General features: G+C 64.0%; 21 protein-coding genes. 19 read left to right on the top strand and 2 right to left on the bottom strand.

Annotation, left to right across the window (positions count from 1 at the left end):
- The 3 genes from GGQ99_RS05510 to GGQ99_RS05500 are packed head-to-tail and all read left to right on the top strand — an operon-like array spanning window position 1 to window position 1220.
- On the top strand, window positions 1-372 hold the full coding sequence (locus GGQ99_RS05510) for an ArsR/SmtB family transcription factor (protein WP_183261243.1): 372 nt from the start codon (window positions 1-3) through the stop codon (window positions 370-372).
- Complete coding sequence (locus GGQ99_RS05505; protein WP_183261241.1) at window positions 365-793, top strand: YeeE/YedE family protein; 429 nt, start codon at window positions 365-367, stop codon at window positions 791-793. Before GGQ99_RS05510 ends, GGQ99_RS05505 begins: the two co-directional genes overlap by 8 nt.
- Before the next feature lies 1 nt (window position 794).
- The gene (locus GGQ99_RS05500; protein ID WP_183261239.1) at window positions 795-1220 is read left to right on the top strand and encodes a DUF6691 family protein; all 426 of its coding nucleotides are present in this window, start codon (window positions 795-797) and stop codon (window positions 1218-1220) included.
- 42 nt (window positions 1221-1262) lie between these two features.
- On the opposite strand, the gene GGQ99_RS05495 is transcribed toward GGQ99_RS05500, so the two are convergent.
- Window positions 1263-1883 carry a class I SAM-dependent methyltransferase gene (locus GGQ99_RS05495; RefSeq protein ID WP_246389419.1) on the bottom strand — a complete coding sequence of 207 codons (621 nt, stop codon included), beginning with the start codon at window positions 1881-1883 and terminating at the stop codon, window positions 1263-1265.
- Window positions 1884-2155: 272 nt separating this feature from the next.
- Between GGQ99_RS05495 and GGQ99_RS05490 the strand changes: the two genes are divergently transcribed.
- From GGQ99_RS05490 to GGQ99_RS05425, 14 genes are all read left to right on the top strand, one after another.
- Window positions 2156-3184, top strand: a complete 1029-nt coding sequence (locus GGQ99_RS05490; RefSeq protein ID WP_183261237.1) for a substrate-binding domain-containing protein — start codon at window positions 2156-2158, stop codon at window positions 3182-3184.
- A gap of 88 nt (window positions 3185-3272) precedes the next feature.
- A complete protein-coding gene (locus GGQ99_RS05485; protein ID WP_183261235.1) occupies window positions 3273-4802 on the top strand; it encodes a sugar ABC transporter ATP-binding protein in 1530 nt (509 codons plus the stop codon).
- Window positions 4803-4821: 19 nt separating this feature from the next.
- Complete coding sequence (locus GGQ99_RS05480) at window positions 4822-5808, top strand: ABC transporter permease (RefSeq protein WP_183261233.1); 987 nt, start codon at window positions 4822-4824, stop codon at window positions 5806-5808.
- Window positions 5809-5821: 13 nt separating this feature from the next.
- On the top strand, window positions 5822-6802 hold the full coding sequence (locus tag GGQ99_RS05475) for a sugar-binding transcriptional regulator (RefSeq protein ID WP_108609900.1): 981 nt from the start codon (window positions 5822-5824) through the stop codon (window positions 6800-6802).
- Window positions 6799-7788, top strand: a complete 990-nt coding sequence (locus GGQ99_RS05470) for an aldo/keto reductase (RefSeq protein ID WP_183261231.1) — start codon at window positions 6799-6801, stop codon at window positions 7786-7788. The genes GGQ99_RS05475 and GGQ99_RS05470 overlap by 4 nt, the downstream gene beginning before the upstream one ends.
- 21 nt (window positions 7789-7809) lie before the next feature.
- Window positions 7810-9537 (top strand): glycerol-3-phosphate dehydrogenase/oxidase, encoded by a 1728-nt coding sequence (locus tag GGQ99_RS05465; RefSeq protein ID WP_183261229.1) that lies wholly within the window; start codon window positions 7810-7812, stop codon window positions 9535-9537.
- The gene (locus tag GGQ99_RS05460) at window positions 9510-10355 is read left to right on the top strand and encodes a class I fructose-bisphosphate aldolase (RefSeq protein ID WP_183261226.1); all 846 of its coding nucleotides are present in this window, start codon (window positions 9510-9512) and stop codon (window positions 10353-10355) included. Before GGQ99_RS05465 ends, GGQ99_RS05460 begins: the two co-directional genes overlap by 28 nt.
- Before the next feature lie 101 nt (window positions 10356-10456).
- Window positions 10457-11971, top strand: coding sequence for an FGGY-family carbohydrate kinase (locus tag GGQ99_RS05455; protein WP_183261224.1), 1515 nt, complete (start codon window positions 10457-10459; stop codon window positions 11969-11971).
- Complete coding sequence (locus GGQ99_RS05450) at window positions 11968-13575, top strand: GMC family oxidoreductase (RefSeq protein ID WP_183261222.1); 1608 nt, start codon at window positions 11968-11970, stop codon at window positions 13573-13575. The genes GGQ99_RS05455 and GGQ99_RS05450 overlap by 4 nt, the downstream gene beginning before the upstream one ends.
- A 175-nt stretch (window positions 13576-13750) precedes the next feature.
- Window positions 13751-16159, top strand: a complete 2409-nt coding sequence (locus GGQ99_RS05445) for a GcvT family protein (protein ID WP_183261220.1) — start codon at window positions 13751-13753, stop codon at window positions 16157-16159.
- A 52-nt stretch (window positions 16160-16211) separates the two neighbouring features.
- Complete coding sequence (locus tag GGQ99_RS05440; protein ID WP_183261218.1) at window positions 16212-17465, top strand: sarcosine oxidase subunit beta family protein; 1254 nt, start codon at window positions 16212-16214, stop codon at window positions 17463-17465.
- Window positions 17466-17486: 21 nt separating this feature from the next.
- Window positions 17487-17756, top strand: a complete 270-nt coding sequence (locus tag GGQ99_RS05435) for a sarcosine oxidase subunit delta (protein WP_183261216.1) — start codon at window positions 17487-17489, stop codon at window positions 17754-17756.
- On the top strand, window positions 17753-20629 hold the full coding sequence (locus tag GGQ99_RS05430) for a sarcosine oxidase subunit alpha family protein (RefSeq protein ID WP_183261214.1): 2877 nt from the start codon (window positions 17753-17755) through the stop codon (window positions 20627-20629). The genes GGQ99_RS05435 and GGQ99_RS05430 overlap by 4 nt, the downstream gene beginning before the upstream one ends.
- Window positions 20622-21158, top strand: coding sequence for a sarcosine oxidase subunit gamma family protein (locus GGQ99_RS05425; protein ID WP_183261212.1), 537 nt, complete (start codon window positions 20622-20624; stop codon window positions 21156-21158). Before GGQ99_RS05430 ends, GGQ99_RS05425 begins: the two co-directional genes overlap by 8 nt.
- Before the next feature lie 3 nt (window positions 21159-21161).
- Here the strand turns inward: GGQ99_RS05425 and GGQ99_RS05420 are convergent, their stop codons facing one another.
- On the bottom strand, window positions 21162-21971 hold the full coding sequence (locus GGQ99_RS05420) for a TetR/AcrR family transcriptional regulator (protein ID WP_343061690.1): 810 nt from the start codon (window positions 21969-21971) through the stop codon (window positions 21162-21164).
- Between the two features lie 169 nt (window positions 21972-22140).
- Between GGQ99_RS05420 and GGQ99_RS05415 the strand changes: the two genes are divergently transcribed.
- Both GGQ99_RS05415 and GGQ99_RS05410 read left to right on the top strand, forming a co-directional pair.
- On the top strand, window positions 22141-24108 hold the full coding sequence (locus GGQ99_RS05415) for an alpha/beta hydrolase family protein (protein WP_183261210.1): 1968 nt from the start codon (window positions 22141-22143) through the stop codon (window positions 24106-24108).
- A gap of 29 nt (window positions 24109-24137) precedes the next feature.
- Window positions 24138-25415: an NAD(P)/FAD-dependent oxidoreductase gene (locus tag GGQ99_RS05410; RefSeq protein WP_210307740.1), complete on the top strand. Its 1278-nt coding sequence runs from the start codon at window positions 24138-24140 to the stop codon at window positions 25413-25415.
- The last annotated feature ends 113 nt before the right edge of the window (window positions 25416-25528 follow it).

The following is a 25528-nucleotide window of genomic DNA, read 5'->3' as shown; positions in this document are numbered from 1 at the left end:
ATGGCCCAGGAACCGCATCGGCCGGTTTCCGATCTGCTCGACCGCGCAGCGGAGGCATCGGAATTCCTGAAGAAGCTCGCCAATCCGAACCGGCTGATGATCGCCTGCGCACTCGTTGAAGGCGAGCGCTCGGTGCGTGAACTCGAAGATGGCCTCGGCATCAGGCAGCCGGGACTGTCGCAACAGATCGCCGAGTTGCGCGATGCCGGCCTGATCGTCGGCCGCAAGCAATCGAAATCCGTTTTCTACCGGCTCTCCGACGAGCGGGTGAGGGCTGTCGTCTCGCTGCTCTACACGCTGTTCTGCGATCCGGACGGCGAGAGCAAGCCGCGACAGGCGGCAGACCCCATCAAAAGGCAAGGATATGACTGACTTCACCCCCATAGCCTCCACCATCGGCGGCGTCCTGATCGGGCTTTCGGCTGTGCTGCTGATGGCCTGGGAAGGGCGCATTGCCGGCATCAGCGGCATTGCCGCCCGCCTGCTGCCGCCATACCTCGACGGCGCCTTGCTTTCCCGGCTCGGCTTTGTTCTCGGACTGGTTGCTGCACCGCTGGCCTATGCCGCAATAAGCGGCACCGACGTCGTCCAGACCGTCTCGTCAAACCTGCCGCTGATGGCCCTGGCCGGACTGCTCGTCGGCTTCGGCTCGGTCTATGGCAATGGCTGCACCAGCGGCCATGGCGTCTGTGGGCTGTCGCGCCTTTCGCTGCGTTCGCTGGTGGCGACGCTCACCTTCATGGCTACTGCCTTTGCCACAGTCTTTGCCGTTCGCCACGTGCTGGGAGCCTAACATGTCCTTCATGGTCAATCTCGCGCTCGGCCTGCTTTTCGGCATAGGTCTTGTGGTTTCGGGAATGTCGGACCCAGCCAAGGTGCTGAACTTCCTCGACCTGTTCGGCACGTGGGATCCATCGCTTGCCTTCGTCATGGGCGGGGCGGTGATCACGGCCTTTGCAGGCTATCGAATCGTCTTCAGGCGGCCCAAGCCGCTGGCGGGCGCCTCGTTTCACGTGCCGAACAGTTCTGCCATCGACCGCAGGATCATAGTCGGCCCGGCAATCTTCGGCATCGGCTGGGGGCTTGGTGGTTTCTGCCCGGGTCCGGCACTGACAGCAATAGCGTTGGGCGCGGCCGGTACGTATGCGTTTCTGCCGATGATGTTTCTTGGCATGTGGCTGGCGCGAATGGCCACGGCACGACCTGTTGCAGCGGCCTGATCTTCGCGAAATCCGCGCGTGCTAATATATCGGGCAGGTGTGTCAGGCCCGCTTGCGGAAGGTGCCGAACTGAAAATGCTGCACGCTGTCCCATGGCGTCTTGTGCTCGTGGCGGCGGCTGTCGACGAGCTCGAAGCCGCTGCCCAGAAGCCTGCCGATGCTTTGGGCATCGTGTCGGACGATCGGCAGGCCGCTGCATTTCTCCGGTCCGTCGGGCGCAAAGGTGCCGATGATCGCGTGGCCGCCAGGCACCAGCGCCTGCTTGAGGGCTGACATGTAGCCCGCCTGGTCGGCCGGATCGGTCAGGAAGTGGAAGGCGGCGCGGTCGTGCCAGATATCGTAATGCCGCGCCGGCCGCCATGCGGTCGCGTCGGAGCAGATCCAGTGGACTTCGTGCGCTGCTGCGCCTAGCCGAGCCTTGTCGGCCTCAAGTGCGGCCTGCGAGATATCGAGGACGGACACATCGCCGAAACCCTGATCGAGCAGCGCGTCCACCAGATGCGAGGCGCCGCCGCCGATATCGATGATTGCCTGTCCAGGCGTAGCGCCTGCGAGCGAGAGCAGCGTCATGGACGGCTCCGGCATTTTCTGGAACCAGCTGACGTCGTCTTCCGCCTTGGTGCCGTAGATGGTGTCCCAGTGGGACTTGCGATCGTCGGTCAAGGCATGAGGCTCCACTTAACGATAGTGGCAGCCTATCCGCGGATGGGGGAGCGGCCAAGCTCTCGGGCTTGCGGTGACGGCTAAAACAGTCTTGACCTTGGTGTTGGCGTGAAATATATTTCAGATGATGAATTTTATTGACATTGCGCCGCGAGGCTGCAATTCTCACTGTCACCGGGCTTCGGGAGGAAGTTCGGACAATCAATCCATACCGCACGGCATGTCAGGTGCTGGCGAAGGTTATTGATCTGGCTTCGGCCAAGGGAGGGAACTTGCGTAAATTTCTGAGCACTTTCGCGGCCGCGGCCGCGCTCTCGACCATTCTCGGTGCCGGCCATGCCCAGTCGGCCGAAAACCCGTTCAAATGCGCGCCCGGCGAAAAATACGTCATGAACGTCATGGTGTCGGGCGTCGAATACTGGTTCCCGGTCTACGAGATGTTCAAGCAGGCCGGCCAGCAGTTCGGCTGCGAGACCGCCTACACCGGCACGCCGGAATATGACGTCAACAAGCAGATCGCCACCTTCGACCAGGCGCTCGCCCAGAAGCCGGCCGGCATCCTGGTGCACCCGATGAACTCCGACCCGTTCATCGAGCCGATCAACCGCGCCATCGAGCAGGGCACGGCCGTCGTCACCTTCGCCGCCGACTCGCCCAATTCCAAGCGCGTCTCCTACATCACCTCCGACAATGTCGCCGAAGGCACTTATGCCGCCGACGCGGTCGCCAAGTCGATGGACGGCAAGGGCGAATACGCCGTGCTCGAAAACCCCGGCCAGGACAATCACGACAAGCGCGTCAATGCCTTCGTCGCCCGCATGGAGGCCAAGTGGCCCGACATGAAGCTGGTCGGCCGCGCCGCCTCGAACCAGGACCCGACCAAGGCCTACCAGGCCGTACTCAGCTTGGCGCAGGCCCATCCCGACCTCGGCGCCGTGTTCATGCCGGAAGCCAATTCGGCCATCGGTGCTGCGCAGGCAGCCAAGGAAGGCGGCGGCAAGATCAAGGTGATGCTGGCCGACGTCAATGCCAAGATCCTGGACATGATCAAGGCCGGCGAGATCTTCGGCTCGGTCAACCCCAACCAGGGCATGCAGGGCTACATGGGCTTCATGCTGCTGTGGATGGCCAAGCATCCCGAACTGATCGACCCGATGAACGACGCCAAGCGCTCGGGCTTCAACCCGATGAGCGTGCCCTTCGTAGACAACGGCTTCTCCATCGTCACCGCCGACAACGCCGACGACTTCTACTGGGACAAGTACCTCAAGCGCCGCGGCACCAAGGGCATCGAGGAATAGATTTCCGCTCCCTTTCATGCCTTGCTGAAAGACGGCCGGGGCGTCCTGCCCCGGCACCGCAAAGATCACACTCCGTGAAGGTTGACTCATGTCGACGCCCATTCTCGAGATCTCAGGAGTTTCGAAGTCGTTCGGCGCCATCAAGGCCCTGACCGGTATCGATTTCTCGCTCGCGCCCGGCGAGATCCATGCACTCTGCGGCGAGAACGGTGCCGGCAAGTCGACGCTGATGAACATTATTGCCGGCGTGCTTCAGCCCGACAAAGGCGAGATCCGCATCGCAGGCGAGCGCACCGTGATTGCCAATCCGGCCGCGGCCCAGCGGCTAGGCATCGCGCTCGTCCACCAGGAGATCGCACTCTGTCCCGATGCGACGGTTGCCGAGAACATCTTCATGCCGGCGATCAACAGCCGCCGCGCGCCGCTGATGAATTTCCGGCGGCTCCATGCCGAAGCGCAAAAGGTGATGGACCTTCTGGCCCCGATTCCGGTGCGCACCAAGGTCGGCGACCTCTCTATTTCCAACCAGCAACTGGTCGAGATCGCCAAGGCGCTGACGCTCGACTGTCGCGTGCTGATCCTCGACGAGCCGACGGCGGCATTGACCGAACCGGAAGCGCAGCGCTTGTTCGCTATCGTCCGCGAACTCAGGTCGCGCGGCATTTCCATCATCTACATCAGCCACCGCATGGCCGAGATCTTCTCGCTCTGCGACCGGGTGACGGTTTTCCGCGACGGGCGCTATGTCGCCACCGACGAGATTGTCTCGACCACCCCTGACGAGGTGGTGCGCAAGATGGTCGGCCGCGAGATTGCCCAGCTCTACCCCGACAAGCTGAACGAGGCGCCTGGACGCACCTTGCTCAAGGTGTCAGGGCTGTCGGACGGCGAGCGCTGCTTCGGTGTCAGCCTCGAGCTTCGCGCCGGCGAAATCCTCGGCATCGGCGGGCTCATCGGGTCGGGCCGCAGCGAAATGGCGCAAACGATGTGCGGCCTGAGATCCGTGGCCGCTGGCGAGGTCGAGATCGACGGCCAGCCTATCAGGATTTCCTGCTATGCCGACGCGGTGAAGGCCGGCCTGGTCTATCTCTCCGAGGACCGCAAGGGCTCCGGCGTGTTCCTCGACATGTCGATCGCAGCCAATGTGTCGGCGCTGGACCTCGGCAAGCTCACAGGAAAACTCGGCCTGCTTGACCGCCGCGCCGAGACAGCGCAGGCGACAGAGCTGGCGAAGCGGCTCGGCGTGCGCATGGGTGGCGTCGGCGCTGCCGTCTCGACGCTCAGCGGCGGCAACCAGCAGAAGGTGGCCATTGCCAAGCAACTGTCGGTCGACCCCAGGGTGATGGTGATGGACGAGCCGACGCGCGGCATCGACGTCGGCGCCAAGGCCGAAATTCATCGCCTGCTGCGTGAGCTTGCCAGTCGCGGCGTCGGCATCGTCGTCATCTCCTCGGAGATGCCCGAGCTGATTGGGCTGTGCGACCGGGTGCTCGTCGTGCGCGAGGGCAGGGTCGCCGGCGAACTTGCGGCCGACGAGCTCGGCGAAGAAGCCATCATCATGCTCGCCTCCGGCGTGCAGTCAAATTCACACAATGCCAGGGCTCAAAATGTCGCCTAGGGAAGCGGAAGCACCGATCATGACGGCTCAGATGAAATCGGAAAGCCAAGGCGCGCGCTGGAACCTTGCGCGGCTGGGTTCCATGCGTGAGGCGGGCCTGATCGTCATCATCCTGGCGCTGTGCATCGCCATGTCGTTTGCCTCGCCGCATTTCCTCACATGGGGCAATTTCCGCGCCATGCTGATGAGCTTCTCCATCGAGGGCATCGTCGTTGTCGGCATGACCATCCTCTTGATCGTCGGCGGTATCGACCTGTCGGTCGGCTCGGTCGTCGCCTTCTCGATGGTGGTGTCTGGCGCGCTGTTTCTTGCCGGGCTCGACCCGTGGACGGCGAGCCTGATCGGCATCGCCGTCAGCGCGCTCATCGGAGCCGTCATGGGCTTCTTCGTCACCGTGGTCGGGCTCAACCACTTCATCACCTCGCTGGCGGCGATGGTGATCGTGCGTGGCCTGTGCCTGATCGTCACCAAGGGCACGCCGCTCTCGCTGTTCACCCTGCCGCCGGCCTTCAAGGCCATCGGCCAGGGCAGCTTCCACGGCGTCCCCTATGTCATCATCATCTTCGTGGTGGTGGTTGCCGTCTTCGACTTCCTGCTCCGCCGGGCGACGGCTTTCCGCAAGGTTTTCTACACCGGCTCCAACGAGAAGGCGGCGCAGTATTCCGGCATTCGTACCAAGCAGGTGAAGTTCTGGGTGACGGTGCTGAGTTCGACGCTCGCAGGCTTTGCAGGTGTCATCTACATGTCCCGCTTCGGAGCGGCGACGCCCACATTCGGCGCCGGCATGGAACTCAACATCATCGCCGCGGCCGTCATCGGCGGGGCTTCGCTCAACGGCGGTTCAGGCACCATCTTCGGCGCGATCCTGGGCATGGCGCTGCTTTCGGTGGTCACCAGCTCGCTGATCCTGCTCGACATCTCGGTTTACTGGCAGGACATGATCAAGGGCTGCATCCTTCTCGCCGCAGTCTCCATCGACCACCTGCTTCATCGCAGGAAGGCATGAGCGGAGACGAATGATGGCCAACGGCAATTCACGCGACGAAATCGCCAACGCGCGGCAGATGCATCAGGCGCTCGTGCTCCACTACATGGAAGGCAAGACCCAGGTGGAGATCGCCCACGAGCTCGGCATCTCGCACGCCACCGTCAACCGCCTGATCAAGCGCGGCCACCAGATGGGGCTGGTCGAGATCAGGATCAAATCGCCGATCGAACACCTCGTTGACCTCGAGGCCCGGCTGGTGGCACTCGGCGGGCTCAAGCGCGCCGTTGTCGTGCCGTCTCTCGGCGACAATCCGCAGACAGCGCTACAGCGCGTCGGCGAAGCCGCGGCAACGCTACTGCAGGACACGATCAAGGACGGCGACACGATCTCTATCACCGGCGGCAAGGGTGTCTCGGCCGTGGTTGCGGGCTTGAATGGCGACCGTCAGTTCAAGGTCGAGGTCATCCCGGCGACCGGGCTTGTCCAGGGCAAGCACTACACAGACGTCAACCACGTCGCCTCGCTGATGGCCGACAAGCTCGGCGGCCGTGCCTACCAGGTGCATGCGCCGCTATTTGCCGACAGCCCCGAGCAGCGCGACATGCTGATGGGCGTAAGCTCCGTCTCCGACGTGTTCCGCAAGGCGCGCGAGGCCAATGTCGCGGTGGTCGGCATCGGCTCGATCCTGACCGACGACTCCAGCTATTACGACCTGCATCCCTCGTCGAGCACAGACCGCCAGGCCATCGAGCGGTCGGGGGCGGCGGGCGAGCTGCTGGCCCACCTTGTCGATGCCCAAGGCAGGGTCTGCGACTACAGCCTCAATCGCTGCCTGGTGTCGCTGACACTGGAAGAATTCGCCACCGTCCCGCGCACCATCGGCGTCGCCAGCGGCGCCAGCAAGGCCGCGCCGATCCTCAGCGCCATGCGCGGCAACCACCTCGAAACCATCGTCACCGACGAAGCCACGGCCCTCCAGGTCTTGGAACTCGCCGAAGGAAAAAGACCATGAGCCAGCTTGTTCGCAACATCGGCCGATCGGGGATATCGGCCTCGGGCGTCGGCCTCGGCACCTGGGCGATCGGCGGCTGGATGTGGGGCGGCACCGACGAGGACGCCTCCATTGCGGCGATCCAGGCATCGATCGATGCCGGCGTGTCGCTGATCGACACAGCGCCCGCCTATGGTCTCGGACGTAGTGAGGAGATCGTCGGCAAGGCGATCCGCGGACGCCGCGACAAGGTGGTGGTCGCCACAAAGTGCGGGCTCAACTGGCACTCCGGCAAGGGCAATCACTTCTTCGACCAGGACGGGCTGCCGGTACATCGCTATCTCGGCGCCGACGGCATCGTCTACGAGGTTGAGCAGAGCCTGCGCCGCCTCGGCACCGACCATATCGACCTCTACATCACCCACTGGCAGGATCCGACCACGCCGGTCGCCGAGACGATGGACACGCTCTTGCGGCTCAAGCAGCAGGGCAAGATCGGCGCCATCGGCGCGAGCAACGTGAATGCTGACGAGTTGAAGACCTATATCGAAGCCGGTCAGATCGATGCTATCCAGGAGCGCTACTCGATGCTTGATCGCGAGATCGAAGACACGCTGCTGCCGATCACGCAGGGCAACGATGTCGCGACCCTCAGCTATTCGTCGCTGGCGCTCGGCCTGCTCTCCGGCGCTATTGATCCGAGCCGTCAATTCAGTGGCGACGACCAGCGCAAGGACAATCCGCGCTTCTCCGCGGCCAACCGGCAGAAGGTCGCAGAGCTCAAGGCGGCCATTGAGCCTGTCATCGAGCGGCACAAGGCGAGCATGGCGCAGGTGGTGATCGCCTGGACGCTGGCCCAGCCCGGCATCACCTTTGCACTCTGTGGCGCGCGCAATCCGGCGCAGGCTCTCGACAATGCGCGGGCCGGCAAGATCAGGCTCGATGCCGACGATCTGCTCGCCCTCGATACCGCCATTTCCAGGCATCTCGTCGCCATGGACGCCTGACCGAAGGAAACCCTCCGCACCATGAATCGCAGCGAAACCATAGCCGGCCTCGAGGGCCGGAACGGCCCCGCCGTGCTTGTGATCGGCGGCGGCATCAACGGCATCAGCGTCTTCCGCGAGCTGGCGCTGCAAGGTGTCGACGTGCTCCTGGCCGAGAAGGGCGACTATTGCTCGGGGGCGAGCGCGGCCCTGTCGCGCATGGTGCATGGGGGCTTGCGTTATCTCGAGAACGGCGAGTTCAAGCTGGTGCGGGAGTCGCTTCTGGAGCGCGACAGGCTTCTCAGGAACGCCCCGCATTTCGTAGCACCATTGCCGACGACGGTGCCGATCTTCGACTTCTTCTCGGGCATCGCCAACGGCGCTTTCCGCTTTCTCGGCCTGACCCGCAGGCCGAACCGCCGCGGTGCGGTGGTCATCAAGGCGGGCCTGGCGGTCTACGACATCCTCACCGCCACGCGCCGGCTGATGCCAAAGCATGTCTTCCGCAGCCGCGCCGAGACGCTGAGGACCTGGCCGGCGATCAACCCTGATATCCGCAACTCGGCGACCTACTATGACGCCTGGGTGAGCCGGCCCGAGCGGCTGGGCGTCGAAATGCTGAACGACGCGCTGGCGACCAATCCGGCGGCGCGGGCGCTGAACCATGCCCAGGTCGGCGGCGATGGCGACGGCGTGGTGCTGACCGACATTCTGACCGGCGAGGCGGTACGCCTCAATCCTCGGCTGATCGTCAACGCCACCGGCGGCTGGATCGACCTGACCAACGCTGGCCTCGGCGCCTCGGCGCCGACGATGATAGGCGGCACCAAGGGCTCGCATCTGGTCGTCGCCAACCGCGAACTGCACGACGCGCTATCAGGTCACATGATCTATTACGAGAACGAGGACGGGCGCATCTGCATCCTGTTTCCCTATCTCGGCAACGTGCTGGTGGGCTCGACCGACATACGTGTCGACGATCCCGACCAGGTGCGCTGCGAGACCGATGAGCGCGACTACATCCTGCAGTCGCTCGCCTTCGTCTTTCCGCACCTCCGCATCGCGCCTGAGGAGATCGTCTTCCAGTTTGCCGGCGTGCGCCCGCTGCCGGCCAGCGACGACAGCTTCACCGGCCGCATCCCGCGCGACCACTTCTGCGAGGTGGTCGAGGCCAGCGGCGCGCTGCCTGAGATGCTGTGCATGATCGGGGGCAAGTGGACCACCTTCCGCTCGTTCGGGGCGCTGGCGGCCGACATGGCACTGGAACGTCTTGGCACGAAGCGGACTAGGGATACCGAGGAACTGGCCATTGGCGGTGGCCGTGATTTTCCTAGCGATGCCGAGCGGTGGATTTCCGAACAGGCCGCCATTTCAGGTGTTCCGCGTGCCCGCATGCGCGAGCTGTTCGAACGCTACGGCACGGATGCTGCGACGGTTGCCGACGGCCTCGGCGACGACGCCATGTTGCCGGGCTCCACCTATTCGGACCGCGAACTCGCGCACCTGATCGCGCATGAGCATGTCGAAAAGCTCGACGATCTGCTGCTGCGGCGCACGACCATCGGCGTGACCGGCAAGCTCTCGTGGGGACTCATCGAGCAGGCGCTCGGCATCCTCGCCGAAGCAAAGGGTTGGGGTGAGCAGCGCAGCGCGCGCGAGCGCCAGGAATTTCTCGCCCTGCTGGAAAGCCGGCACGGGCTCGACGCCACGAAACTCTCAGCAAGATCCGAAAGGAGCGCCGAATGCGCATCAGCCCTAAAGTCCGCATGAACCGTCTGTTCGCCAACGGCCGGTGCCTCGACGTCGCCATCGATCATGGTGTCTGCAACGAGCCGTCCTTCCTCGACGGACTGGAAGACATTGCCGGCGTGGTCGACCAATTGGTCACGGCCCGTCCCGACGCGATCCAGATGAATTTCGGCCAGGCCGACCTGCTGCAGGAGCGCCCGGGCAAGGACAAGCCGGCGCTGGTCATGCGCATCGACATGGGCAATCCCTACAACAAGACCCGCCACCGCCACATGTGGGCTGTGCTACAGAACGAGCATGAGCCGCTGACCGGCGCATTGGCGATGGACGCCGCCTGCGTGGTGGTCAACCTGTTCATGCTGCCCGACGAACCCGACCTGTTCCGCCAGTGCGTGCAGAACATTGCGCGCGTCCGCGCCGACTGCGACAAATATGGCATGCCGCTGATGATCGAACCGCTGGCGATGCTGGCGAACTCCGAGCGCGGCGGCTACATGGTCGACGGCGATGCCGAGAAGATCGTGACGCTGACCCGGCTTGCCCGCGAGATGGGCGCCGACATCGTCAAGGCCGATCCGACGACCGAGGCTGCCGATTTCCACCGCGTCGTCGAGGCTGCGCGCTGCCCGGTGCTGGTGCGTGGTGGCGGCAAGGAGGATTTGCGCACGGTGTTCGACAAGTCGGCGGCGCTTATGGCGCAGGGCGCGCATGGCATGGTCTATGGCCGCAACATCTACCAGCACGCCAATCCGCGCGCTGTGGTGGCCGGGCTCATGGCGATCATCCACGAGGGCGCTGACGGCGCCGCCGCCTGGGACCGGTACACCGGGGCGAATTAGCCAGCCGCTCGCAAGCGGCTGAAGACATTCCAGCCAAACGGACAGAGACCCGTTCCGATTCAATCGGAATGGGATAGGCTCCAGCGCCTTGGGAGGGGCTTATGGGAGAATACATTCTTGGCCTCGATGCCGGCAACACCGTCATCAAGGCCGTACTCTTCGACCTCGAAGGCCGCGAGTTAGCGCTCGCCGCCAAGGATGGCCGGTCGTCCATGCCGAAGCCTGGCCATGTCGAACGTGACCTGGGTGAACTGTGGCGCAATGCCGTCGAGGTCATCGGTCAGTGCATCGAACGTGCCGGCGTCGATGCCGGTGACGTCCTGGCCGTCGGCTGCGCCGGCCATGGCAACGGGCTTTACGCGCTAGACCGTGACGGCGAACCGCTGATCGGCATCCAGTCGCTCGATACGCGTGCAAGCGGGCTGGTCGACGAATGGCAGAAGCAAGGCGTCGGTGATCGCACCTATCCCCTTTGCCTGCAGAAGCCGTGGGCAGCGCAGACGCCGACGCTGCTGGCCTGGCTGAAGCGCCATGATCCGGCTCTCCATGGACGCATAGGCACGGTGTTCCTGTGCAAGGATTTTGTCGTCAACCGGCTGACCGGCGCGCGCTCGACCGACACGTCGGACATGTCCGGTTGCGGCCTGCTCACCATGCCGGCCCGTCGTTATGACGGCGGTCTTCTCGCAGCCTACGGCCTCGGGGACGCTGCACAGTTGCTGCCGCCGGTTCTGGAATCCGCCGAAATCGCAGGCCGCATTTCGTCGGATGTTGCCGGCCTGACCGGCCTGGCTGCGGGCACGCCGGTCATCGCCGGCCTGTTCGACGTCGTCGCCAGCGCCATTGGCTCGGGCGTCACCCGCACGGGAGCCGCCTCGATCATCGCTGGCACCTGGAGCATCAACCAGGTCATCACAGACGAGCCGATCCGCGATCCCAAGATCTTCATGGTCTCGACCTACGATCCCGAGCGCTATCTGGCGATCGAATCCAGCGCTACTTCCGCCGCTAATCTCGAATGGATAGTGCGCGAGTTCTTCGAGCATGCGCCCGAGTCCGGCCGCTCGCCCTTCGAACTCTGTGGCGATCTGGTCGCCTCGGTCGATCCGACAGGCGATGTGCCGATCTATCATCCCTATCTCTACGGTGCCCAGACCAACGGCCAGTCGCGTGCCGGCTTCTACGGCATCGCCGGCTGGCACGGCCGCGCCCATCTGTTGCGGGCGCTGTTCGAGGGCGTGGTGTTCGAGCACCGGCGCCATGTCGAGACGCTGCGTGATGCCGGTGCTGTCGTCGATGAGGTCGTGCTGTCGGGCGGCGGTTCGCGCAGCGCCATCTGGCCGCAGATCTTCGCTGACGTGCTCTCCCTCCCGGTAACGGTGGCGCGCAGCCGCGAGACCGGGGCGTTGGGTGCTGCGATTGCTGCCGCCACGGGTGTCGGCCTTTTCAAGGATTTTGCCGAAGGGGCGTCCGCGATGACAGCTGCGGCGCGCCGATATACGCCCAATTGCGAGGTCGCGCTGGCCTATGGACGGCGCTACCGGCTCTATGGCGAGATCAACAAGGCGATGGGCCCGTTGTGGCAAAGCATGGCGAGCGAACAGGTCGAGGCATGACGACGGCAAGCGATTTCGGGACGTATGACTTCGTCGTGGTCGGCGCCGGCTCGGCCGGCTGCGTGCTGGCCAACCGCCTGTCCGCCAATCCGAAAAACCGGGTGTTGCTGCTCGAGGCCGGCGGCAGCGACCGCTATCACTGGATCGATATCCCGATCGGCTACCTCTACTGCATGGGCAATCCGCGCACCGACTGGCTGATGAAGACCGAGGCCGAGCCGGGCCTGAACGGGCGCGTGCTCAACTATCCCAGAGGCAAGGTGTTGGGCGGCTGCTCGTCGATCAATGGCATGATCTACATGCGCGGCCAGGCTGCCGACTATGACGGCTGGCGCCAGGCCGGCAATGTCGGCTGGGGCTGGGACGACGTGCTGCCCTATTTCCTCAAGTCGGAGGACTATCATGGTGGTGCCTCCGCCGGGCATGGCGCCGGCGGCGAATGGCGGGTCGAGCGCCAGCGGCTGTCCTGGCCGATCCTGGACGCCTTCCGCGATGCGGCCGAAGAGATCGGCGTCCCGCGCACAGACGACTTCAACCAGGGCACCAACGAGGGCTCGGGCTATTTCGAAGTCAACCAGCGGAAGGGCGTGCGCTGGAACACTTCCAAGGCTTTCCTGCGGCCTATCCTCAAGCGGCCGAACCTGCGTGTCGTCACTGGTGCCGAGACAGAGCGGCTGGTGATCGAGGGGCGGCAGGTGCGTGGCGTCGTCTTCCGGCTGGACGGTAAATTGCATGAGGCAGGGGCGGGGGAGACAATCCTGGCCGCCGGCGCGATCAACTCGCCCAAGATCCTGGAGCTGTCGGGCATCGGCCGGCCGGATGTGCTCTTCGGGCTCGGCATCGATGTCGCCCACCGGCTCGACGGCGTAGGCGAAAACCTCCAGGACCACCTGCAGATCCGCACCGTATTCAAGGTCAGGAACGCCGCGACGCTGAACCAGCGCTACCACAACCTTTTCAGCCGGGCCGGCATGGGCATCGAATATGCGCTCAAGCGCTCCGGCCCGCTGTCGATGGCGCCGAGCCAACTCGGCATCTTCGCCCGCAGCGACCCGCGGCTCGCAACGCCCGACCTCGAATACCACGTCCAGCCGCTCAGCACCGACAGGCTCGGTGAGCCGCTGCACCGCTTCCCGGCGGTCACGGTTTCTGTGTGCAACCTCAGGCCGGAAAGCCGGGGCACGGTGCATGCCCTTTCGGCCGATCCTCGGACGCCGGCAGCCATCCGCCCCAACTACCTGTCGACCGACAACGACCGCGCGGTTGCCATAGCCTCCATCCGCCACGTCCGCCGGCTGATGTCGGCCAAGGCGATCGAGCGTTTTGCGCCGGAGGAGATCTTGCCCGGCCCAGCGGTGGCCAGCGACGCCGACTTGCTGACAAAGGTCGGCGACATCGCCACGACGATCTTCCACCCCGTCGGAACTTGCAGGATGGGCAGTGACGCCATGTCGGTCGTCGATGCGCGGCTGAGGGTCCACGGCCTTGCCGGCCTGCGCGTCGTCGACGCGTCGATCATGCCGGCGATCGTTTCGGGTAACACCAACTCGCCCGTCATCATGATCGCCGAAAAGGCGTCGGAGATGATCCTCGCCGATATGTGACGTTGCCAGCAGAGCGCGGCTATGTGGCGATCTGCGCTTCGTGCAGCGCGATCCCATGCAGCATGTGCCACCCCGCGAACAAGGTTGGCAATATCGTTCCATTCCCGCCGCATCGAGGGTCTAGACATATGTGTCCATAGTCGGTAATCCTTCTCGCAACAGGGGGAGGATACCGATGAAATCCAACTACAGGGCAGTCGTGATTGGCGGAGGCGTGGTCGGTGCCTCGGTGCTTTATCACCTGGCGAAATACGGCTGGACCGACGTCGTGCTGATCGAGCGCGACGTGCTGACGGCCGGGTCGAGCTGGCATGCCGCAGGCGGCTTCCATGCGCTCAACGCAGATCCCAATATCGCAGCCCTGCAGTCCTATACGATCGACCTTCTCTCCGAGATCGAGAAGGAATCCGGCCAGAACATCGGCATGCATATGACCGGCGGTATTTCGGTGGCGTCCGCCCCCGATCGTTGGGAATGGCTGCAGGCGTCCTACCGCGTCTTCCAGACCATGGGCATCGACGATGTCCACCTGATCGGTGTCGACGAGATCAAGAAGCAGTGCCCCATCCTCAACACGGACGGCATGCTCGGTGGTCTTTACGCGGCCCGCGAAGGCCATATCGATCCGTCCGGAACGGTCCATGCCTATGCCAAGGCGGCAAAGCTGCGCGGCGCCGAGATTGTCGAGCACAACCGCGTGCTCGAGCTCAACCGCCGCGCCGACGGCCAATGGGACGTGGTTACCGAGAAAGGCACCATTGTCGCCGAGCATGTCGTGAATGCCGCCGGCCTGTGGGCCAAGCAGGTGGGTCGCATGGTCGGCATCGACCTGCCGGTCTCGCCGATGGAGCATCATTATCTGGTCACCGAGGCGATCCCCGAAATCCAGGCGCTCGACAAGGAGCTGCCGCTCATCGTCGACCTCGAAGGCTTCACCTATATGCGCCAGGAGCAAAAGGGGCTGCTGCTCGGCATCTACGAGATCGACCACAAGCACTGGAACATGGACGGCGCGCCGTGGGACTACGGCATCGAACTGATCCAGGAAGACACTGACCGCATATCAGACGAACTGACGCTCGGCTTCAGCCGCTATCCGTGTCTCGATACAGCCGGCATCAAGCGCTGGGTCAACGGCGCCTTCACCTTCTCGCCTGACGGCAATCCTCTGGTCGGTCCGGTTCGCGGCGTGCCGAACTACTGGGTCGCATGCGGCGTGATGGCGGGCTTCCTGCAGGGCGGCGGCGTCGGCAAGTCCCTGGCCGAGTGGATGATCCATGGCGAACCGCAGGCCGACGTGTTCGGCATGGACATCGCCCGCTACGGCGACTTCGCCTCCAACCGCGAATACATCAAGCAGACCACCGGCCAGTTCTATTCGCGCCGCTTCGTCATGAGCTATCCCAACGAACAACTGCCGGCGGGGCGCAAGCTCAAGACCTCAGGCGCACATGACGCAATGACCGCTGCGGGTGCGCACTGGGGCAGTTCGTGGGGCATGGAGGTGCCGCTCTATTTCGCGCCAGAGGCTTTTGTCGAAACGCCGACGCTGAAGCGTTCCAATGCCTTTGATCTCATCGGCGAGGAATGCCGCAAGGTGCGTGCCGGCGTCGGCCTGCTCGATATCTCAGCCTTCTCCCGCTACGAGGTAAAGGGGCCGAGCGCCGAAGCCTGGCTCGATCGCCTGCTCGCGTGCAAGCTGCCTGCACCCGGTCGCGCTAGGCTGGCGCCGATGCTGGGTGAAAACGGCAAGCTCAAGGGCGACCTTACCGTGTTCAACTGGGGCGATGGCACCTGGTGGATCATGGGGTCTTACTATCTGCGCCAGTGGCATATGCGCTGGTTTGAACAGCACCTCGCTGAAGGCATCGCGGTGCGTGACATTTCCGACGATGTCGTTGGCTTTTCGCTTGCCGGTCCGAATGCACGCAAGGTGCTGGAGCGCGTCACGCATGAGGACGTGTCGCACGGGGCCTTCGGGTTCCTCGGCTGCCGCAGCCTGGATGTCGGCCTCATCCGTGCCAAGGTCGGGCGCCTCTCGGTCGTCGGCGAGCTCGGTTTCGAAATCCACTGCAGGGCCAACGAACACGCCACGCTGCGGCGCACACTGCTTGAGGCAGGCCGGGATCTCGGCATCACCGAATACGGCTTCAACGCCGTCAACGCGCTGCGCCTGGAAAAAGGTTTTGGCATCTGGTCGCGCGAATTCACGCAGGACTACACGCCTGGCGAAACCGGCATGGATCGCTGGATCGATTTCGACAAGGATTTCATCGGCAGACAGGCGGCACTGGCTGAAAGGGTGGCGACCGCTGGACGCGCGTTGGCGACACTGGAAGTGGATGCAATGGATGCCGATGCCAGCGGCTATGAGCCTGTCTGGCACGATGGCAGGCTGGTTGGCTTCGTCACCTCTGGCGGATATGGCCACACCGTCGGTAAGAGCCTCGCTTTGGCGCTGGTCGACAGGGAACTGGCCGAGGTCGGCACCGAGCTGAGGGTCCATATTGTCGGCGTCGAGCGTACAGCCCGCGTTGTCCAGCCCTCTGTCTATGATCCGCAGGGCCTCCGGATGCGGATGTAAGCTTCGCATCATCCACATCGGGCACAAGACGGAAGTTTCCAGGAATGGTTCAATGACCCGCCGCTACTCCGCGCTATCGCTGATCAAGGAAGGTTTGGCCGGCCAGAAGGGCTGGCAGCCCGCCTGGCGCTCGCCCGAACCGAAGAAGATCTATGACGCGGTGGTCATCGGGGGCGGCGGACATGGGCTCGCGACGGCCTATTATCTCGCCAGGAGCCACGGCGTCACCAACGTTGCCGTGCTTGAAAAGGGCTGGATCGGCGGCGGCAACACCGGCCGCAACACGACGGTCGTGCGCTCCAACTATTATTATCCCGAGAGCGTGGCGATCTACGGCCTGGCGCACCGGCTCTATGAGGGGCTGTCGAAGGAACTGAACTACAACGTCATGCTCTCGAAGCGCGGCATGGTGTTCCTGTGCCACAGTACCGGCGAGATGGAGATCGGCGCGCGCACCGTCAATGCGATGCAGATCAACGGCGTCGATGCCGAGATGTTTTCAGTGGACGATGTGCGCCGCGTCGCGCCCGTTCTCAACTTTGCGCCAGACGCACGTTTTCCGGTGTTCGGCGGCGTCTGGCAGGGTAGGGCGGGCACGGCTCGTCACGACGCAGTGGCCTGGGGATATGCGCGTGCTGCAAGCGCGCTCGGCGTCGACATCATCCAGAACTGCGAGGTCACCGACTTCATCGTCGAGGGCGGCCGCTGTCGCGGCGTGCAGACCTCGCGCGGTACCATTCGCACCGACCGCATCGGTATGGCGGTGGCAGGCCATTCCTCGGTGCTTTCTGCCAAGGCGGGTTTACGCCTGCCGATCAATTCTTATGCCCTTCAGGCCTGCGTCTCCGAACCGATCAAGCCGATCCTCGATACGGTTGTTCTGTCGCCAGGCACCGGCGTTTACGTCAGCCAGTCCGACAAGGGCGAGATCGTCATCGGCGGCGCGCTCGACCGGGTTCCATCCTATGGCCAGCGCGGCAATCTGCCGACGCTCGAGGGTGTCATTTCAGGCCTGCTCGAAATGTTTCCGGCCTTCGGCCAGCTCAAGCTGATGCGGCAATGGGCCGGCATCGTCGATGTCGTGCCGGACTCTTCGCCGATCATCGGCGAGTCGCCGTTGCCTGGTCTGTTCCTCAATTGCGGATGGGGCACAGGCGGCTTCAAGGCCATTCCGGCCGGCGGCACTTTGCTCGCGCATCTGCTGGCGACCGGCAAGCATCACGATATCAGCCGCCCCTTCGATCTGGATCGCTTCGTCACCGGCCGCTTGCTGGACGAGGCTGCCGGTTCCGGCATCGCGCATTAGGTCGTCGACCTGGAGTAAACCATGCAGCTTTTTCACTGCCCGTTCTGCGGCGCTCGCGACGAGACCGAATTCCATTTCGGCGGCGAAGCCGGAAACCTGCGGCCCGACGGCGCTGACGCCCCCGCCGATCGCTGGGCAAATTATCTCTACATGCGCGACAATCCCAAGGGCGCGGTCCGCGAGGTCTGGGTGCACATGAACTGCGGCGAATTCTTTGTCATGGAGCGCGACAGTGTCAGCCATCAGGTCCTGTCCTCGACATCGCTTGACGGCGCGGGGCACGCCCAATGACCGCCACGCGCCTGTCTTCCGGCGGCAGCGCCATCGACCGCTCCCGCCCGGTCTCGTTCAGCTTCGACGGACGCAAGCTGCAGGGCTTTGAAGGCGACACCATCGCCTCCGCCCTGCTTGCCAGCGACGTTGCCGTGGTCGGCCGCAGCTTCAAGTACCACCGTCCGCGTGGCATCTGGGGCGCCGGCGTCGAAGAGCCGAACGCGCTGGTCGACATCAGCGGCAGTGTCGCCACCACACCAAACACCCGCGCCACCACCGAGTTCGTGCTCGAAGGCATGATCGCCAAGAGCGTCAATGCGTCGCCGAACGCTGCTGCCGACCGCAATGCCTTCATCGACCGCTTCTCGCGCTTCATTCCCGCCGCCTTCTACTACAAGACCTTCATGTGGCCGGATTGGCATCTGTTCGAGCCGCGCATCCGCGCGGTCGCGGGGTTGGGCGAGGTCGATACGGGATGGCAATCGTCCGGTCCGGCCGACCAGATCAACCGTCATTGCGACGTGCTTGTGGTCGGTGCCGGGCCTGCAGGCTTGGCAGCGGCAAAGCTCGCAGCTGGCGCGGGGCAGTCCGTCATTCTGGTTGATGGCCAGCGCGAGCCTGGCGGATCGCTCAACCATCGCACCGGCGAAATCGACGGCAAGCCGGACGCTGCCTGGGTCGCCGAGACGATCGCCGAACTTTCCGCCGCTGGGCACATTGTCCTGCCGTCGACCACTGCCTTCGGTATTTACGACCACAATCTCGTCGGGCTGAACCAGCGTCACGTCGACGGCAGGCCCGATACGCTTTGGCGGGTCAGGCCGCGCCGGATCGTGCTGGCGACCGGCGCCATCGAGCGCCCATTGCCTTTCGCCAACAACGATTTGCCGGGCATCATGTCGGCTGATGCGGCGTTGATCTATCTCAGGCGCTTTGCCGTGCTCGTCGGCCGGCGCATCATCGTCGCCACCAACAACGACAGCGCCTACGAGGTCGCCGGCGCCCTGGCTGAAGCCGGTGCCGATGTAACCCTGGTCGATAGCCGGAAGGACGGGGCTCCTGCAGCGCCTGAGGGTGTGAGCCGGATGGCCGGTCGCCTCGTCGCTGCGGCGCGCGGAAAAGTGCGCGTCGAGGGCGCCGTGCTGGACGACGGCACGGTGCTTGAAGCAGATTGCGTTGCGGTTTCCGGCGGCTGGACGCCGACCATCCATCTGTTCTGCCAGGCTAGGGGCAAACTCGTCTGGAGCGAGGCGCAAGCTGCCTTCCTGCCGGGCGATCCTGTCGAGGGCATGGCTGTCGTCGGCGCGGCGGCAGGTGCAGTTTCCCTGTCTGGCGTATTCGAAGGTGCCGCCAAGGCAATGCCGGGCGCGACCACGTCGCCCGCGCCGCGCAGCACGGGCGTGGAAGCGACGGGTGGCATCCTTGCTGCCTGGCCGATCCCCGGTGCCAGGGGCCGCGTCTGGATCGACTATCAGAACGACGTCACCGCCAAGGACGTAGAACTCGCTGCCCGCGAAAACTTCATCTCGGTCGAGCACCTCAAGCGCTACACCACGCTTGGCATGGCGACCGACCAGGGCAAGACGTCGAACCTAGCTGGACTGGCATTGATGGGCGCCGCCACCGGGCGAACCGTCCCCGAGGTCGGCACCACCACCTACCGCCCGCCTTTCACGCCGGTGCCGCTGGCAAGCTTTGCCGGCGCGCGTGGCGGCGAGCTGATGTCGCCGGTGCGCCGTTTGCCGCTTGAAAATGTCCATCGCGCCCAAGGCGCTGTCTTCCAGGAATATGGCGGCTGGCTGCGGCCCGCCCATTATGGAGGCGCGGATGCCGACCGGGCGATCCAGGACGAGGCGCGGCGTGCCCGCCAGTCGGTGGCGCTGTTCGATGGCTCGACGCTCGGCAAGATCGAGGTGATGGGCCCGAAGGCTGCGGAATTTGTCGATTTCATCTACTACAATACCATGTCGACGCTGAAGCCCGGCCGCTGCCGCTACGGTTTCATGCTGTCGGAAAATGGCGTTGTCTTCGACGACGGCATTCTGGTGCGGCTGGACGAGCACCGCTTTGTCGTCTCCTGCTCGAGTTCGCATGTCGCAGCTGTTCATGCCCGGCTGGAGGAATGGCGACAGGACCGCTTCGGCCGCGATGCGGTCTACATTCACAATGCCACCTCCGAGATGGCGACGCTGACCGTTTCCGGGCCGAACGCCAAGAATTTGCTCGTGGCACTGAATCTCGGCCTGTCGCTGGACGATACGGACCTTCCGCACATGGCGATAGGCGAGGGCATGTTCGAGACCGAACCGGTTCGTGTCGCCCGCGTCAGCTTCACCGGCGACCGCAGCTACGAGGTGTCGATACGCGCCGACCGGGCGGAGCGCCTGTGGGCGCGGATGCACGAGGCCGGCAAGGCATTCGATGCGGTCACCATCGGGCTTGAGGCCTTGATGATCCTGCGGGCAGAAAAGGGGTACATCGTTATCGGCAAGGACACCGACGGCACCACCTTGCCGCACGACCTCGGCGTCGATGGGCCGCGTGCCAAACGCAAGAGCGAATATGTCGGCCGCCGCTCGCTGTTCACCGAGGTGGCCATGCCTGACAGCCGGCAACAGCTGGTTGGCCTTGCTGTTGCCCGAGGCGAAGAGCCGCTGGCGACCGGCGCGCATGGTATCTCGCGCGAGGGCGGCAAGCTCCGGAGCCAGGGTTTCGTGACCTCGAGCTATCACAGCCCGACGCTGGCGCGGCCGGTAGCACTTGGCCTGATCGAACGCGGAGCCGCGCGCCATGGCGAGACGATCGACATCCAGCATCTCGGCATGGTGAGGCGCGCGACGATCACCGGCCCTTGCGCCTTCGATCCTTCAGGAGAACGGCTCAATGCGTAATCTCGCCGAAAAATGGACAGCCATGCCGGATTGGCAGACGGCTGTGATCGATACGCCCAGCTTTGCGATCCGTTCGGTGTCCGGCCTGAACCAGTTTCTCGTCAGCGGCGATCTCGCGACCTGGAGCAAGGCATGGGGCATAGCCCTGCAGCCGGTGGGCGCATTCGGGCAGGCAATGGGCGATACCTACACGGTTCAGGTCGCGCGCGACCGGCTGCTGGTCGTGTCTGCCCTTCCGTCCACCGTCGCTCAGGGCTGGCACGAACAAGGTTTCGCCGTGAGCACGGTGAGCGCTGGGATGCTGATATTCGAGATCGAAGGCGCTGCCGCAGCCGAACTTGTCGCGCGTGCAACCACGCTTGATCCAGGCAAGGGGAGCGCTTCGGCGGCCATCTCGTTTGCGGGTATCAATGCCGTCGTCTACCGCCACGGCGAGAGGATTCGCATTCATGTCGATCGTAGCCTTGCCGCCTATTTCTGGAGCTGGGTGGCAACGGTCGGCGGCAATATCGCAAGCGCGGAAGCCTGACCCTCAGGGCACTTCCGCACTTGGGTCGGAAACGGCGAAGCGTGCCGCGAAAGCGTCGAACAACCGCACGTCCTCCGGCTCCGGTTCTTGCCCGCTGAAGGCGAGCAGGTAGGCCGGAACATGCGAGACCCTGGCGTCCAGGGTTTCGCCCAAATCGAGCGTGAAGTGGCCGATCTGCATGTAGTAGAGCACGCGGGCGCGGATAAACGCGTTCTCGTCATCATAACCGTAGCGCAGATACATCGCCTTGATGGCATCGACGCGCCGCCTGTCCGCTTCATGGACCACCGTACGGACAGCCGGTTCGCGTCGCGCCCACAATCGCACGGCGATATCCAGTTTTGGGTCGAATAGGCGCTCGTCCACCCAGCACTCGAAGACGTTCAGAATGGCCCGGTTGATGGTGGGGGCAGGGCGCATTGCGTGTTCGATGATCGGGGTCGTGTTGTTTTGCAGCCAGTTCTGCAGGAGCTGGTCGTGAAGGTCCTGCAGGCTCTTGAAGAACCAGTAGAAACTCGAGCGCGAGACGTCGAGTTTCTTGGCCATCACCTGGATCTTGACCTCGTCGATCCCGTCATCGATCAGCGTATTGATAGCCAGATTGAGCCAGTCGTTCTTGCTGGTCCTCGACGAGCTGTCGCCAACGCTGTCGACCTGATGAGCCGCTATCTGTTCCGGCCCCTTGCTTTGCGATGGTGGCACTGGCGATCCCCCTATTATTTTCATCGTTATACGAGCAACTGTCGGCTCTTCGCATCGACTATTTTGAGCAGGGCCGCCGCCCGGCGCATGGACCAAGGCGCGTTCGCTCACCACGTCGCTGCAGAGACCTCTCCGCACAGACATGGCGCGAAAGTACACATATGTCTAGACAGGCGGCGAATTGGCTGCAATGTTGCCCACGCTGACGCAGCGAAAGCCTCTGCGGGCGAGGGGGAGGAGCCCCTTGCCAAGGTAATGATGCCGTTGGTGGAGGAGCCTGATGGACCGCGATTTTCGCTCGTCGCCTGAACATGTGGCGACACAGACATTCTACGGCGCGCTGCTGGCGCCGGGCGGGCACGTATTCGGCGCGCGTTCCTTGTGTGGCCACGAGGATGCAATGCATTTCTATTTTATCGGACAGAGCTTCGCGAAATCCCTGGAAGAGGGCGTCACCAGCAGGCTTTGCCGGACGGGTCGCGACGGCGGCGACCTCGAATGCCTCAATGAGCGCGAAACACGGCAGATCAGACTTTCTCCCGACGGTCAAACCTTGGCAGTGGCATGCGCTGGCGACGAACCCGCGGCCGACCGTATCGAGCTATGGTCGGGCGACGGCTGTTCAAATGCGCAAGCAGTGCCGGGACGTATCGAGCAGATCGACTGGTCGCCGGATGGCGCGTCTTTGCTTGTGGTCGTTGCTGGAGCGGCTGCAGACCTTGCCGGCATCCACGGCGGCTATAGCCAGAAGGTGCAATCCAACGGCCCGGCATGGCTTCCAGAGGTGCGCTCTGAACACGGTGACGAACTCTGGCGCACCATCTGGACGTGGGACGGCAACGACGGGCCGCAGCGTCTCACCACGCCGCCGCTGAATGTGTGGGAAGCCAGCTGGTGCGGCAGTGGTATGATTGCCGCCATATCAAGTGATCGTCATAGCGAAGGCAGTTGGTACGAGGCGCGTCTTTCGCTTGTCGATGCGAGTTCGGGAGCCGTGACGACAGTCCATACACCTGCCGACCAGCTTGGCTGTGTCAGGGGCGCTGCGGACGGTGGCAGCGTGGCCTTCATCGAGGCATTTTGCAGCGACCGGGGCTTGGTTTCCGGCCTGTTGTCCATCTTCGATCTGAAAACCGGCAAGGTCGAAACACCTGATACGCTGGGCATCGACGTGACGTCCATCGAATGGCGCTCGCCGACAGTCATCCATTTCACGGGTGCGCGCGGCCACCAAACCGCGACAGGCGACTACGACCTCGAACAATCCGTCGCCACCGAAAGCTGGTCGTCCAGCGACCTTACCAATGGCGAATGGGTCCCGAGTTCATATCCGATCGGAGCGAGCGGCAGCCTGTTCGTTGCCGAGTCCTATTCGCGCCCGCCGTTCCTTGCCGAAGTGGTCTCTGGCGCCATTCGCGAGGTGGCATCGTTCGCAGCGCCCCAGGCACAAGAGGCGATGTCGCGCTGCGGGCTGATCGAACCTGTCAGTTGGAGCGCGCCGGACGGGTTGGAAATCCAGGGGTGGGTCGTGCGGCCCCATGGCGCGACAAGCCCTACGCCGCTTCTGGTCGACATCCATGGCGGACCGATCTCGGCGCACCGCAACCGCTGGATGGCAAGGATGCGCGCCGCTCCCATCCTGGTCAGCCAAGGATGGACGGTCTTCTTACCCAACCCCAGGGGAAGCACGGGCAGGGGCGATGCCTTTGCCCGCGCGGTCAAGGGCGACATGGGTGGTGCCGACGCGCTCGACATTACCAGCGGCATCGAGGCGCTTGTCGCCAAGGGCTGGGCTGACGACAAGCGGATCGCCGTTACCGGCACCAGCTATGGCGGCTTCATGTCCGCCTGGCTGCCATCGCAAAGCGATCGCTTCGCTGCCGCGATACCGATTTCGCCCGTGGGCGACTGGTATAGCCAGCATCGGACGTCGCAGATCCCCGAATTCGACGAGATCATGCTCGAGTCGTCGCCGTGGGCAGCCGACGGTGCCTATTTTTCGCGTAGCCCTGCCTTCTTCAAGCACAAGGCGACGGTTCCGACACTGGTCATGGCGGGCGCGCTCGACAGGAGCACGCCGGTCGGCCAGGCCGAGGAGTGCCATTTTGCGGCAATCAGGTCCGGCGCGCCAAGTTCGCTCATCATCTATCCGAATGCCGGTCACAGCATCCGCAGCTACCCGGAATATCTCGATAGTGCCGCCCGCATCCTGTGGTGGCTTGGCAAATATGTGCGTCCGACCAACTAGCTAGGCGCAGCGACAGAGGAGGAAAAGCATTGGCTACAACGACAGGTTCAGCCGAAGTGGGGTTCGCAGGCAAGCGCATCGCCGTCATTGGCGCCGGCATCATCGGCTGCTCGACAGCCTTCCACCTGCTGAAGGCGGGAGCGCGGCAGGTGACCGTCATCGAAGCGCGCGAACCGGCCGCGGCAACAACGGGTGCGGGTGCCGGGTTTGTCTCCCATTGGTCCGCGGGCATGTTCCCGCTTGGCGAGGAGGGCCTGCAGCTTCAGCAATACGGTCTCGACTTCTATCGCGCGATCCATGATCTCGGCGTCGAGATCGGCTATCGCCCGAACGGCACGTTGATGATGGCGCTGACCGAGGCGGGGCGAGAGCGCTTCGTTCGCCCCGTCCTGGATTCGCCTTACGCGCCAGCGGAAATGCAGGATCTGAGCGCCAAGCAGATCGGCGAGAAGACCAGGGGCCTGATCGACGCGACCCAGGTGCATTCCGGCGCCTTCAATCCGCATGGCATTCAACTCGACACCAGGCTTGCGACCGGCGTCATGGTCGACGAGATCGTCAGGATGGGCGGCGTGTTCCGCAATGGAACGGCAGTCACCGGCATTCACGATGCCGGGAGTCATGTGAAGATCGAGACCGACAAGGGCGAGTTCGAAGCCGATGGCGTCGTCGTCGCCGCCGGTGCCTGGAACAACGAAGTGCTCAAGGGGCTCGGTTGGCGTCTGCCGCTGCTCAGGGTCATGGCCACGCGCATCGTCACTGACGGGCGAGGGCTTCCGTCCACGCTGCCGACGGTGCAATGCCGCGAACTGCGCCTTTGGTTGCGCGAGAGCTTTGGCGCGGTCATGTGGGGCACCGGTCGCCACTACCAGCCCTACTACAAGTCGGGCGACGACTGGATCGAACCCGGCCAGCCGCGCAATGTCGATCTGATGCAGGCGATGGACGACGACGAGTTGGCAAGGCTGCAGAAAATCTTCCCGCCACTCCGCGGTTCGAAGGTATCGAGCTGGGCCCAGGGCGTGCCCTGCTACACCCCGGACAGTGGCTTGATCGTCGGTCACGTGCCGGGCACGACGAACGTCGTGGCGGTCGGCGGCGACAACGAAACGGGGGTCAGCCACGGCCCCGGCCTTGGCCGTCTTTCCGCCGAACTGGTGCTCGGCCAGAAGCCTTTTGTTGACACGACGCGGTTCCGCCTCGACCGCTTTGCGCGCGATTCCTACGCTAGCGAGGCCGAGATTGCGGCAGCCCTGCCAGCCTGGAATGGAGTGCACGAGGCACGCTCGGTTTCGCAGCTGCAGTAGGCGCAACTTCCCCAATTGCACAAAGCGGCGTGTTTGGCGCTGATCGTACTAGACATGTGTGAACAGTGCCGCTAGCTTTCGGTTTCTGGGAACAACGAAACCGCCAATGACGA

This window comes from Aminobacter niigataensis, from assembly GCF_014200015.1.
GTDB lineage: Bacteria > Pseudomonadota > Alphaproteobacteria > Rhizobiales > Rhizobiaceae > Aminobacter > Aminobacter niigataensis.
Note: the sequence above shows the minus strand (reverse complement) of the source record. Positions and strands in the feature narration are given on the sequence as shown.

What these genes read in the sequence shown, in the direction of transcription:
- GGQ99_RS05465 (WP_183261229.1), top strand. Translation starts at nt 7,810, where the DNA reads ATGAATCGCAGCGAAACCATAGCCGGCCTCGAGGGCCGGAACGGCCCC.
- GGQ99_RS05485 (WP_183261235.1), top strand. Translation starts at nt 3,273, where the DNA reads ATGTCGACGCCCATTCTCGAGATCTCAGGAGTTTCGAAGTCGTTCGGC.
- GGQ99_RS05510 (WP_183261243.1), top strand. Translation starts at nt 1, where the DNA reads ATGGCCCAGGAACCGCATCGGCCGGTTTCCGATCTGCTCGACCGCGCA.
- GGQ99_RS05500 (WP_183261239.1), top strand. Translation starts at nt 795, where the DNA reads ATGTCCTTCATGGTCAATCTCGCGCTCGGCCTGCTTTTCGGCATAGGT.
- GGQ99_RS05460 (WP_183261226.1), top strand. Translation starts at nt 9,510, where the DNA reads ATGCGCATCAGCCCTAAAGTCCGCATGAACCGTCTGTTCGCCAACGGC.
- GGQ99_RS05475 (WP_108609900.1), top strand. Translation starts at nt 5,822, where the DNA reads ATGGCCAACGGCAATTCACGCGACGAAATCGCCAACGCGCGGCAGATG.
- GGQ99_RS05415 (WP_183261210.1), top strand. Translation starts at nt 22,141, where the DNA reads ATGGACCGCGATTTTCGCTCGTCGCCTGAACATGTGGCGACACAGACA.
- GGQ99_RS05480 (WP_183261233.1), top strand. Translation starts at nt 4,822, where the DNA reads ATGACGGCTCAGATGAAATCGGAAAGCCAAGGCGCGCGCTGGAACCTT.
- GGQ99_RS05455 (WP_183261224.1), top strand. Translation starts at nt 10,457, where the DNA reads ATGGGAGAATACATTCTTGGCCTCGATGCCGGCAACACCGTCATCAAG.
- GGQ99_RS05440 (WP_183261218.1), top strand. Translation starts at nt 16,212, where the DNA reads ATGACCCGCCGCTACTCCGCGCTATCGCTGATCAAGGAAGGTTTGGCC.
- GGQ99_RS05435 (WP_183261216.1), top strand. Translation starts at nt 17,487, where the DNA reads ATGCAGCTTTTTCACTGCCCGTTCTGCGGCGCTCGCGACGAGACCGAA.
- GGQ99_RS05505 (WP_183261241.1), top strand. Translation starts at nt 365, where the DNA reads ATGACTGACTTCACCCCCATAGCCTCCACCATCGGCGGCGTCCTGATC.
- GGQ99_RS05445 (WP_183261220.1), top strand. Translation starts at nt 13,751, where the DNA reads ATGAAATCCAACTACAGGGCAGTCGTGATTGGCGGAGGCGTGGTCGGT.
- GGQ99_RS05450 (WP_183261222.1), top strand. Translation starts at nt 11,968, where the DNA reads ATGACGACGGCAAGCGATTTCGGGACGTATGACTTCGTCGTGGTCGGC.
- GGQ99_RS05425 (WP_183261212.1), top strand. Translation starts at nt 20,622, where the DNA reads ATGCGTAATCTCGCCGAAAAATGGACAGCCATGCCGGATTGGCAGACG.
- GGQ99_RS05470 (WP_183261231.1), top strand. Translation starts at nt 6,799, where the DNA reads ATGAGCCAGCTTGTTCGCAACATCGGCCGATCGGGGATATCGGCCTCG.
- GGQ99_RS05430 (WP_183261214.1), top strand. Translation starts at nt 17,753, where the DNA reads ATGACCGCCACGCGCCTGTCTTCCGGCGGCAGCGCCATCGACCGCTCC.